This is a genomic window from Moorena sp. SIO3B2 (assembly GCF_010692525.1).
Taxonomy (GTDB): domain Bacteria; phylum Cyanobacteriota; class Cyanobacteriia; order Cyanobacteriales; family Coleofasciculaceae; genus Moorena; species Moorena producens.
Window position 1 is genome coordinate 18,209 of record NZ_JAAHHE010000063.1, and the last position, 11,109, is coordinate 29,317.

Below are 11,109 nucleotides of genomic sequence, written 5' to 3' on the forward strand. Positions count from 1 at the left end.
GGACGTGGGATGAATGGCGGATGAAGCTAAAGTAGTGCTGAGTTGTGAGTGCTAAGTGGGAAAGTAAAACCACACAGACTTTTTGGGACTGCAACAGATTCAAACTATCTGTCTGCTCCTTGGGTCAAGTCGGAAAACCCAGTGTTAGTGGCAGGTGTAACAGTCTCAATCTTCTACGTATAACTTCTAGGTATAACCAATAAAGAACGAAAATTTTTTCCCTACTCAGCACTCACCACTAGAAGGTTGATAATCAGACCATAGAGGAAATGGCTCAAAAACAGAAATTCCCTCATCTTGTGGGTTCAAAATGGACAGCTAAACAGAAAACTTGGGGCTGGCGGCATTTCCAAGTGGTCAATCGTAAAAACCAAGGAAAGTGGGTGTTTGCTGAAATGGTAGCTTCTTGTGACCCGAATGTCCGTTTTTGGCTAAATTCTAAACAGCTTAAAGATCCTGGCTTGTGGCAAGCAGGCTGGAAATCTTTAGCCGAAATCGAAAGCGAAGAGTAACCGTAAGTATTCAGCCGTTGGCCTTTGGCCACGCTGCGGGCGCATAAGCTGATAGCACCTCAAGTAGCACCATCTGTAGCGCATATGCTTACGAACCCCCTACTCGGTCAAGGCGAAATCCTTGGTGCAGATGATTAAAAGTCTTGGCTGTAAGCTAATGGTAATAGGTTTTAGGTATTTTGTCTGGTTAGTGATGGGGCTCAAGATGTTTGTCACACAACGGTTCCGGTTCACAGCAGCATCGGATTGATAAGATAAATGGCACGCTCCTTGAATTCAGGGCAAGCTAGTAATTGTTTATAGTTCATTGTTTATTGTTTATTTGGGTTTTATGGTCATGGATGGAATCAATCAAGCAGAAATGCGGGAAAGACTGGGAAACCTTGAGAAGATACGTGATATAATTATTGGCTCTAAGCTGCGAGAGTATGATACTCGCTTCACGAAGATAGAGTCTGACCTATCCATGTGGCAGCAGGAAATACGCGATCGCGTTGAGCAGATCAAAACGACTCTCTCAAAAGAAATAGCTGCTGGGGTAGATTCCCTCGAGAAAAAAATAAGTAATCTTAGTTTAACTGCAGCCGAAGAGAGGAATGAGATTCAGGAACGGGTGGAACTGTTGAACAAAAAGTTTTCTAAGAGTATTGAGGTGCTCGACGAGACAGTCTACAAGCAGTCCACCTCCCTAAAGAAGGCAGTTTCAGAAACTAAAGAACAGCATCAGCAAGATGTGATCAATCTCAGAAAGCAGATCTTGGCCGAGCTGGAAACTAAATTTGCACAGCTCAAAGATGCCAAAGCCTCGAAAGCAGATCTCGGAGACATGTTGTTAGAGTTGGGTTTGAGGCTCAAAGGGACTGAATTGGTTCCAGCACTCAAAGAAGCTAGTGATGGGTGGTCTGGATTACCACAGACCAAAGGTCATAATGGTACGGTCACCTCAGAAACTGCTACTAATGATGACGATCATCTCCAGTTAATCAAGCAAACTCAGACTTTGGAATAGACTTGGCACAGTCGAGCAATGGCAGCCACAAAAATTAACTGGATTTTCTCGCTAAGATTAGTTTTAAATCAAAGTGCGATCGCTTTTAGCGGAAGCTTCGCTTCATCGGGTAGCGGCTCTTTCAGAGCATCGCTAATTTTTGCAAAAGGTTAAATAGTAACGGATAGCCACCAGTGGCATTTTCAAACCAAAATCCGGCTGATGCCTCTCAGCCGGAAAATTCTAGATCAGAGTCAATTGAGGTCAATTCGAGCCGAGAAGGCGAGTTGAAGGATTTACTGAATTTACTCGTTGACCTCAAGATTATTGATCAGACGGTGCAACCTAGCCAACACCCTAAATCTGAGCAGCAAGGGATGACCTCTGATCAGGCAGACACTGTCCAAAAATATTCATTCCAAGACCTTGAGGTTCCAGCTATTGAACCTCAAACTGACCGTGGGAGTAGCAGCCTCCCGTCTAGGGTTCAGGAGAAAGAACCATTAGCTCAAGAAAGGGATCAACCCCAATCCTTCGGTGTCAAAGTTTTTCCCCATCAGAACCCATCACCACAGCTTCCTACACCAAAGGAGCATCTGCCGCAAATGCCTCAAAATTCCGAAGATCCAGTATTAGCTGAGAATTTAGTCCAATCCGAAGCCACAGAAACCAACCAAGACCTGCCATCACAGTCTGATCACGACACCTCCCAGGAATTAGACATCTTGGCTGAGATTTTGCAAGAACTGGTGATATCTCCAGAAATGGCAGAGTTTCGTGACCAGATAGAAACCCTAGCCCAGAGACAAGGCAGGCTTGAGCATCGGATTGATCAACCTCAAGAATTGATTAAGCTATTGCTACCAGTGATGGCTAAGCTGCTGGATCTCACGGTAGCTCAGTTCAGTACCTCGGTGACCGATTCCCTGACTCCCATCATTGATGAAGTCATTGACCACAGAACTCAACAGGATAAAGTGTGTGTGGGAGAAGCGATCGCTCCCGCAGTTCCAGTAGCTATTTCCTCCCGGATCATGGAGTGTCCAGAGGAAGTTGGGTTTGCGATCGCACCAGAAATGGCAGCAGCTATCCGGCAACAGATTATAATTGAGCCAGAGGCCATGGTAAATGCTCTGTATCCGGTCATTGGCAGTACCATTTCCACATACTTAGCAGAAGAAATCCGAGCTATCAATGAGAAGCTGGAAAATGCCCTCAGCGTTGAAGCAATTAAGCGCAAGATTCGCGCTAAGGTGCAGGGGGTTTCTGAAGCGGAACTGCTGTTTCGGGAGGTGATGCTGTTTCAGGCGCGAGCTATCTTTTTGATTCACAAAGACTCTGGTTTAGTGATTGCCGAGGTACAACCCTCTGACAGCCAGCATCTAGAGTCAGATATGGTAGCAGGAATGCTCACCGCTATCCGTAGCTTTGTCAATGACTGTATCGCTCAGTCTGGGGATGTGGCAGAAATCGATGCTATTGAATATGGTACATCCAAGATCATCCTGGAAGTAGAGGGATACTGCTACCTGGCCGTGGTAGTTCAAGGGGCACCCACCCAGCAGTTCATTAATCAGTTGCGGGAAAGCCTAAAAACTATTATTACCCATTATGGTAAACCGATCAGGTCTTTTGATGGAGATAATACAACTATCCCGGTGGGAGTCAAGGGAATTTTACAAAATTTATTAGATCAATCCCTTAGTCAAGGGCGTCGTGATACTCAGGAAAATCGGAAAAAAGGCAAGAAACCCCCGGCCTTATTGGTGCTTGGCTTGGGGCTTCTGGGTTTAATCGCTGTATTTGGGGGATTTTATCAGCATAGGGCTAAAATAAACCGTCGCATTGAGCAAAAAACTCAACTTGCCCTCGCCTATTATGCCCCAGAAGTGTCTGATTATGGTTTAACAGTTAAAGCCAATCGCCAGAGACTAAAGCTAGCTGGACAGCTACCGAATCAGGCTCTGCGCTCAAACGTCGAGCAAATTGCCAAAGCTGCGGCCCCTAACTTAGCGTTGGATAATCAAATTGAGGTGATCGAACTCCCCTATACTGATGAGTTAACCCAAGCTCAAGTCCAACGGGTGAGAAACACCTTGAATCAAATGGATGGAGTGGTAATTGTAGCATCTTATACAGAAGGCAGGGTGACCGTAAAAGGAGCGATACTCTATGCTAAAGATTTCCCTAAGATTATCCAAGCCTTTGAGAGCATTCCCGGTGTCAAGTCGGTCGAGAACAATTTACAACTCCACGGATTAGAAGTTACCAGCCGGATCTACTTTGATCTTGGTTCAGCCCAGTTGAAACCAGAGGATATAGGCACTAAAATCCGATCAATTAAGGAATTTATGGAGCGGTATCCTCAAAAGCACCTGAGGATAATCGGCTACGCCGATCCTAGGGGTCAACTTACCGAAAATCAGGGATTGGCACAACAACGAGCCCAAATGGTAAAAGATGTGCTTGTTCAGCAAGGCATTGATCCCAAACGGCTGCAAGTGCGTGGGGTTGGCAAACGCCCCCCAGATGTTGATGCTAGTCAACCGCTGTGGTTAAATCGATGTGTCGTATTTGATCCGTTTACCAACAAACCCAGTTGAAAGCCCCTTTGGTTTAGCTAGGAGATCACAACAAGTTATGGACTTTAGTCCCTTGTCTATTCAATCTGGAATCAGGAGGTGATTCAACGACTGCAATAGATCACTAACACTAAAACCATAGTGCTGTCTGGGAACATACGGTCGGTTATCAATAGGTGTTCAAGTCCGCTGAAGAAATCATACCGTAAACCTGTTCAGATTTGGAGCCACGCCCATCTCTTAACAACTGTTTACAATCCCCGAGAGTTCAAACCAGTTGTCAGCAACCAGTAACAATGTCCACTATTGATCGAAAAATTTGCCTAGTTGGAGACTTTGGTGTAGGCAAAACTAGCCTAATCCGCCGATTTGTGGAGGGTGTGTTTAGTGACCAATATCTTTCAACAGTCGGAGTGAAAATTTCCCGCAAAATCATAAAATTTAAGGATGAAACCCGATCAGAACTGCTGGATATAAAATTGATGATTTGGGATTTAGAAGGTCATACTAAATTTAAGGGAATTTCACCAACTTATTTAAAAGGAGCTCAGGGTGCAATTATTGTTGCTGATGTAACTCGCATGGAAACCATTGAGCACATTGTTCATCATATCGATCTGTTTTTATCCATCAATCCCAAAGGGGTGATTATTACTGCCTTAAATAAATCAGACTTAGTGGATCAAGAAAAACTGGAGGAATTGAAACAGATGTTACAGAAAAAAACTGCCCAGCAAGACCAAGTCATAGCCAGTTATTATACCTCAGCGAAAACCGGGTTATACGTCGATGACATATTTCAGCAATTAGGTTGCGGAACGCTTCAACAGGAATAATTAGTTATATATATAGTGATATATAGCGGTTCTCATAGCAATGAGGTACACAAGATTTTTTCCCTGTTGCCTGTTGCCTGTTGCCTGTTGCCTGTTGCCTGTTGCCTGTTGCCTGTTGCCTGTTGCCTGTTGCCTATTAACTAAAATCCAAAATTAAAATCCAAAATATATCTCGCCTATTTTAGAAATGCTATATATCTTTATATATATAGCACAGTAGCTGATATACCTATGCTTAGTCAACTACTGAGTCAACAGGTCGAGCAATCAGCACACACTGTGTCAAGTCTCCCGGACCAAGCCCTGGGAAAAAATCTAACATCCAACATCCAACATCCAAAATCCCATGACGCCCCTCTATTGTAGTAAAGGACATGAGAATCCCAATGACAATAAGTTTTGCCGGGTTTGTGGCGAGATGCTGCCATCCTTAGCCAAAACCTTTGACACTGGGAAGATTCTGGGTGGTCGCTACCGCATCGTCCGGGAGTTGGGACACGGAGGCTTTGGACGCACCTATTTAGCTCAAGACCTTAACCGCTTTAATGAACCTTGTGTGCTAAAAGAATTTGCCCCCCAAGTTCAAGGTAACCACGCCTTACAAAAAGCAGAAGAACTATTTGAGCGGGAAGCGGGAGTTCTTTATCGACTGCAACACCCTCAAATTCCTCAATTTCGTGAGTTGTTTCAGGTACAACAACAGGACAAAGGCACCCTATTGTTGGTTCAGGACTATGTGGAGGGGCAAACCTACCGCGCTCTACTGGAGGCTCGCCGACCTCAGGGACTCCGGTTTAGTGAAGCAGAAGTGACTCAACTGCTGATCCAAATCCTGCCAGTGTTGGAATATATCCATTTTATGAGAGTGATTCATCGGGATATCTCTCCCGATAATCTGATTTTGCGCAGTACCGATGGTTTACCAGTGCTGATTGACTTTGGCGGTGTCAAGGAGGTAGCAGCAAATGTGGCATCGAAGTTCCTAGGGTCAAAGGTGGCTGGTCAAAATAAGCCAATCATAACTCGGTTGGGTAAAGTTGGCTATGCTCCCCCAGAGCAGATGCAAGGAGGAAGTGTTTTTCCCCACAGTGACCTCTATGCTCTAGGGGCAACTATATTAGTATTAGTGACTGGTCAGGAACCCCAGCAGATCATTGACCCCAATACCCTGACGTGGAACTGGCGCAGAGAGATTAGCCTTAGCTCCACCCTAGGTCGTATCCTGGATAAAATGCTTCAACCGAGACCAGGGGAACGGTACCAAAATGCCAAAGAAGTGCTGCGAGACCTCACCACTCACCTTCAATTTGCCAGTGACCCGCAATCAGCTCCATCACCCCCTCAGACTAAACCGACCTTAGCAGTTGCCCCTGGTTCCAAGCCAGTAGCGGTTAACCAGCCAGCAAGGCCAGCTAGCGGAACACCATTAACCGGCGCTAGCAATAATAACGTTTTAGATTGGCTTGGCAAGGTGGTTTTGGTATCTGTTTTAGCTGCTGCTGTATTTGGCTTTACCTTCTGGGCAACCAATTGGTGGTTCACATTCGGCAAAAGATCTAAGCCGGAACCCTCACCAAAGGAATCACCCATCGATCAACCGGACATAAAGCCACCCTCGTGGTTTCCCACAAACGAGGCAAAGCGCAAGGAATTGCTCGATCAGCGTCGTGCCAATTTGGAGATTAACGAAAAGTTCTACGTTCAGTTAGTCAATGAGGCGTTTTGGAACAAGTACCCCAATCAACAAAAACGACAGCTAGGGACTGGTTCAGAGGATGCTAAGTTAAGAGAAGAGTGGGATAAGCTGGCGTTTGAGCTATTGACCCGGATTGAGTTACTAAATTTGAGTCGGACGGCACGGAGAGGGTTGGGAAGCTATGGGACAGCAGATCTGACTCGCTGGAAGCAGCAAGTGAATCAGGTGCGCCTTTCTAGCCGTGCAGCTTATGATATTGCAGATTCTAAATTCTTTCATAAGTTTCCAGATCAGCGGGGTGAGAAGTTTATCGATAAGTCTATTGGTCAGGTGTGGCAAGGGATTGTTGGGGATACGATCAAAGCGTTGACATCAGGAAAATCCCTACAGCGCATTGAGTTTGCTGCTGGCGGAGTTCAACAAGTCAATGGAACCCTCGAGCCAGGAGACGGGAAAGCGTTTACTGCTAAACTTTCTAGTGGTCAATTCATGGAAGTGAGACTGGCTACCGATGTAAATGCGTTGTTTTCAGTTTATGGTCCTAGCCGTAAGACGACCCCCCTATTAGAAGACTCAACCGAACGGGAGTGGAGCGGGGAGCTGCCAGCATCTGGCTTCTATGAGTTTGTGGTAGTTTCTCAAGCTTCTCAACCGATTAATTATCGACTTAACTTTAGGGTTGAAGATTAGTTATTGGTAATTTATAGCAGTTCTCAATTGGGTGAGCTATAGCGGTTTTTAGTCTAATAATGTGGGTTCTATAGCGCTACGCGCAATGGCATTGGCAAGAGGCATGCATGCAAAGGTGCGCTTTCCGCATCTAATTATTAAATTCGCCACGGGTCGCACCTAAAAGTTCACTAAAACAGCTTTTGCTGCTTGTATCAATGTCAAACACCTTAATGCGTAGTGCTATAGCAGAAGTCATTTGTCAGAAGTCAAATGTCAGAAGTCAAACTCTTGCGCTTCTTGATGCAATAGCGAGTGGGGGAAACCCCCAAGACCGCTTAGGTGCGCTTTCCGTTGGCGAATTAAATTCGCCACGGGTCGCACCTCTGCATCGCTTACAAAGGGTGTGAGACTTTTGTCATGTCCTAACTGCCCTGGCGACTGCTATATAACAACCGTTTAGAATTCCCCGGCGGGGGACAGTTCAATTATTGAGTTAGTTGTAGACACTACTGGTTCAAATATTAAGTTAGTGATCGGATCTACTGTAGACACTACTGGTTCAAGGTTAGAACCCAGACTGAGTTGGTTCTGTTCACGGTACATACGGGCAAGAGCACCAGTGAAGCCAGCGTTGTAGTCAAGAGCGACTTCATTAATGGCATAGTTAGTTCGATCATCGACATAGGCATTATCCTCTGGTTCAGAGGGACCACCTACCAATGCACCATAGAGAATGTTGAGGTTGTCCGTTGGTGATTCGATGTCATTGGTGGTAGAACCATGGGCTCCACGATGGTGGGGATTCTTGGGAGAATTGTGGCCAAAACCGACGACATAACTGAAATTGTTGGGATTATCCCCAAGAATGTAGTCAATTTGATCAGCCGCAAAATCGGAGTAACGACCATTACCATCATTAACGGTATCACTATAAATACCAGCAAGAAAAGCGGTATTGGCAGCATATCGTAGGGAACCCCAGTCATTGAACCAAGCTAGTCCACCCTCAGTATATTCGATACCTTCACCACTATCGTCACTCCAGTAGTCCAGCCAGCGTTCTACTTCGATACGGTACCTATCCTGGTCAGTTTCCTGAGCAAGAAGGATGCCAGTACCATGGACTTTTTGATCCCAGGATTGAGTCTGAGTAGGATCAATACCTAGGTAGTAGCTTTCGGCTTTATCCAAGTAGGTCTGGTCACCGGTTGCTTTGTACAGCCAAGTTGCAGACCAGGCCAGTTCGTCTTCGTAGCCACTCCAAGAATTGTAGAAAATAGCAGCATCGGGGATAGAGTCAGAGTAGTTACCTTGATAGGTCTCGGCAAAGTCAAATAGGGCTTTCGCGTTATTGAGTAGTTGATTAGCGTAACTGTTGTTTGTGGATTGGAAGGCAATTGAGGCAGCAGCTAAGGCCGCAGCAGATTCACCAGCTAGGTCAGAACCGGGATTTAAAGGATCAATTTTGTACGCTGGTCGCACCATGGTCATGGTTTCCGGCGGTCCCCAGAAGCTATGGTCGATGTCACCGGATCCAACCTGTGCCCAGAATTCTTCGGTTTGACCGTTACTGTCTGTGATGTGGGCTTTGAGTATGTAATCGGTACCCCACTTAATCGCATCCAAAGCCTCATCCCATTGACCCATGTGCTGGTAGGCATCTTCATATTCGATTGCCCCCCAAGCTAGCATAGTCATGGCAGCAGCCATGGGGAAGCCGAACTTGACGTGGTCTCCAGCATCGTAATAACCGCCAGTGAGGTCAACTCCTACATCAGCACCATCGTTGAGAGCAGAATCCCCGCGCCATGGGATGCGATTGTCCTCAGGAAGTTTACCGGAGCGCTGAGCTTCATAAAATAAGAAGGACTTTTCGACAGCGTCAGCATAGTTGAACTGTGGTGAAACATTGGTGTTGATGATACTGGGTACAGTCTCACCATTTCCATTGGATGAGTCGAGTTGAACAGGAGTAGATTCATTCATTAGTCATTAAAAATTAGTAATCTTTGATAACAAAGCAAGTCAAATTACCCCTGTTTAATACTGGGAAAACGAAACAGGTCAAATTACCATTTTTTGTTGTTTATGAAGATAAAAACAACAAAACAAGTTAAATTACCCCTGTTTAATACAGGGACAATGAACTAGCCTCTAATTCCCCGTCAATAAAGGAGATAATAGGGCCTCATATTTGATTGACAAAAGCACTTTAAATTTGAGTAGTACTACTCTTAATGGCTACACCGAAATAGTTTTGTTTTGTAACGATAGCTAATATTAGCTTACAACTGTCAGGATATTAGTGTTAAATAAAACTAGAAGTTATTGTGAATTTTTAGTAAAGAATTAAAATCCCTAACACACAGTATCTTGAACTAAGCAGTTTTCAATTGGGTTCGGTACAAAATTTTTGGATTTTAGGGAACAGGGAACAGCGGATCTGGGAACAGGGAGTAGTGATGCAGCGCTATACTTTATTAACTCTTGCCTCTTGCCTCTTGCCCTACTCTTAGGGAACAGCGGATCTGGGAACAGGGAGCTAAGGTTGTGGGCCACGCTTACTGGCAGAGCCAGACGCTGCTTGAGGTGCGAACGGAGCTGGAAGGTAGCGCCGTCTTGAGGAGCCAGTTGCTCATATAACTTCCCGCGCCCCCCACACTCCCCACACTTCCCGCGCCTCCACCCCACACTTACCACACTTACCACACTTACCACACTTACCACACCCCATCTCCCCACCCTCCCCGCGCCCCCGCCCCATCTTGTTAATCTGGCGGACAGAGGAAATTCTTGAGTTTTTCCGGCATTTCCTCAAAATTCTCTAGAAGGAAGTCCATTATGGCCAGATGGTACAAATCGATGGGCATGGGAGAGCGATAGTTATCACCTCTGGCAAACCAGCGCTGTACTGTGGCATCGCTACGGGAGCAAATACAGGCTATGACTTCGTAAGTAACCAACCATTTCCCATAAAACTTAGGTGCGCTTGACCTTGGCGAATTCAATTCGCCAAGGTCAAGCGCACCTGTTGTGGTGTCATAGCAATTTGGCAGTTACTGTAGCGCTGGATTAAGGCTCGGTCTTTTTCGGTTAGAGGACGGGGCTTTTTCATAAGGCGTCCTCTACTGCTAGAGTTTCTATGTCTTGTGCCGGGGCCAGTACGGTGATGGCTAGTTCAGTACCCCAGTCAAGTTGGTGATCATGGGGTTTCGAGGGAATGCGATCGCGTAGCGGCTCGTACCGAGCATCCCATAGCGGCTCGTACCGAGCATCGTTTTCGTGGTAGGGGTGACCCTCACCATCAGGGTGAATTGGTTTTAACATAGGATTTATCTCCTTGTCTAAGGGGAGGACCCATAAGCCAGCGCCAGTCGTGTAATCTTTGCGCTGGCTTCTTTGTATCTCCTTACTTTTAAGATAACACAAAAACTTTAAATAGGATTCAACCGTTAAAAAACTTAAAAAACTAATTTGGGAGTAGCGTCAGAGTATTTTTGTTGTTCGCCTGACGGTGTTTTACGTACTGACTATGCTAATTAGTTGTGAAAATTTAATTAATAAAGTAGTGATGTTATCAACTTTTTGAGGTAACTTAAACGGCGGGAAGTTAAGCATAGTAAGCTGTTGCGCATTTAAACTGTGATAACAGCATTGCCTTTGTTTTTTATTTTTCGTACCCATTTTATAATTAACCCTCCTTCATTTAAAAGATGATTTAACAAACATTCTAATTCTTCAATTGATTTGAAAACTCGATTGGCAATATATTCTTTTGCTGAATGCCAAACCAATTCAATTAAGTTATAATCAGGACTATACT

9 protein-coding genes and 1 pseudogene are annotated in these 11,109 nt (G+C 45.2%); 5 read left to right on the top strand and 5 right to left on the bottom strand.

The window, feature by feature from the left end; all coding sequences use genetic code 11:
- The first annotated feature begins 269 nt into the window (after positions 1-269).
- The 5 genes from F6K38_RS16240 to F6K38_RS16260 all read left to right on the top strand — a co-directional run bounded on the left by F6K38_RS16240 (position 270) and on the right by F6K38_RS16260 (position 7,304).
- Positions 270-512, top strand: coding sequence for a TIGR02450 family Trp-rich protein (locus tag F6K38_RS16240; RefSeq protein ID WP_287356928.1), 243 nt, complete (start codon positions 270-272; stop codon positions 510-512).
- Positions 513-849: 337 nt separating this feature from the next.
- Complete coding sequence (locus tag F6K38_RS16245; protein WP_008181696.1) at positions 850-1,521, top strand: hypothetical protein; 672 nt, start codon at positions 850-852, stop codon at positions 1,519-1,521.
- Positions 1,522-1,694: 173 nt separating this feature from the next.
- Positions 1,695-4,103, top strand: coding sequence for an OmpA family protein (locus F6K38_RS16250; protein WP_287356929.1), 2,409 nt, complete (start codon positions 1,695-1,697; stop codon positions 4,101-4,103).
- 275 nt (positions 4,104-4,378) lie between these two features.
- Complete coding sequence (locus tag F6K38_RS16255; protein ID WP_008181693.1) at positions 4,379-4,918, top strand: Rab family GTPase; 540 nt, start codon at positions 4,379-4,381, stop codon at positions 4,916-4,918.
- A gap of 346 nt (positions 4,919-5,264) precedes the next feature.
- Positions 5,265-7,304 (top strand): serine/threonine-protein kinase, encoded by a 2,040-nt coding sequence (locus tag F6K38_RS16260; RefSeq protein ID WP_044492516.1) that lies wholly within the window; start codon positions 5,265-5,267, stop codon positions 7,302-7,304.
- 438 nt (positions 7,305-7,742) lie between these two features.
- Here the strand turns inward: F6K38_RS16260 and F6K38_RS16265 are convergent, their stop codons facing one another.
- From F6K38_RS16265 to F6K38_RS16285, 5 genes and pseudogenes are all read right to left on the bottom strand, one after another.
- Positions 7,743-9,272 (bottom strand): glycoside hydrolase family 9 protein, encoded by a 1,530-nt coding sequence (locus F6K38_RS16265; protein ID WP_008181690.1) that lies wholly within the window; start codon positions 9,270-9,272, stop codon positions 7,743-7,745.
- A gap of 372 nt (positions 9,273-9,644) precedes the next feature.
- Entirely contained in the window at positions 9,645-10,028 is a 384-nt protein-coding gene (locus F6K38_RS16270) for a hypothetical protein (protein ID WP_287356930.1), read from the bottom strand.
- Positions 10,029-10,054: 26 nt separating this feature from the next.
- Positions 10,055-10,249, bottom strand: a complete 195-nt coding sequence (locus tag F6K38_RS16275) for a hypothetical protein (protein WP_229414402.1) — start codon at positions 10,247-10,249, stop codon at positions 10,055-10,057.
- 148 nt (positions 10,250-10,397) lie between these two features.
- Positions 10,398-10,613, bottom strand: a complete 216-nt coding sequence (locus F6K38_RS16280; RefSeq protein WP_044492515.1) for a hypothetical protein — start codon at positions 10,611-10,613, stop codon at positions 10,398-10,400.
- A 308-nt stretch (positions 10,614-10,921) separates the two neighbouring features.
- A pseudogene (locus tag F6K38_RS16285) lies at positions 10,922-11,109 on the bottom strand (IS630 family transposase); the annotation flags it as partial.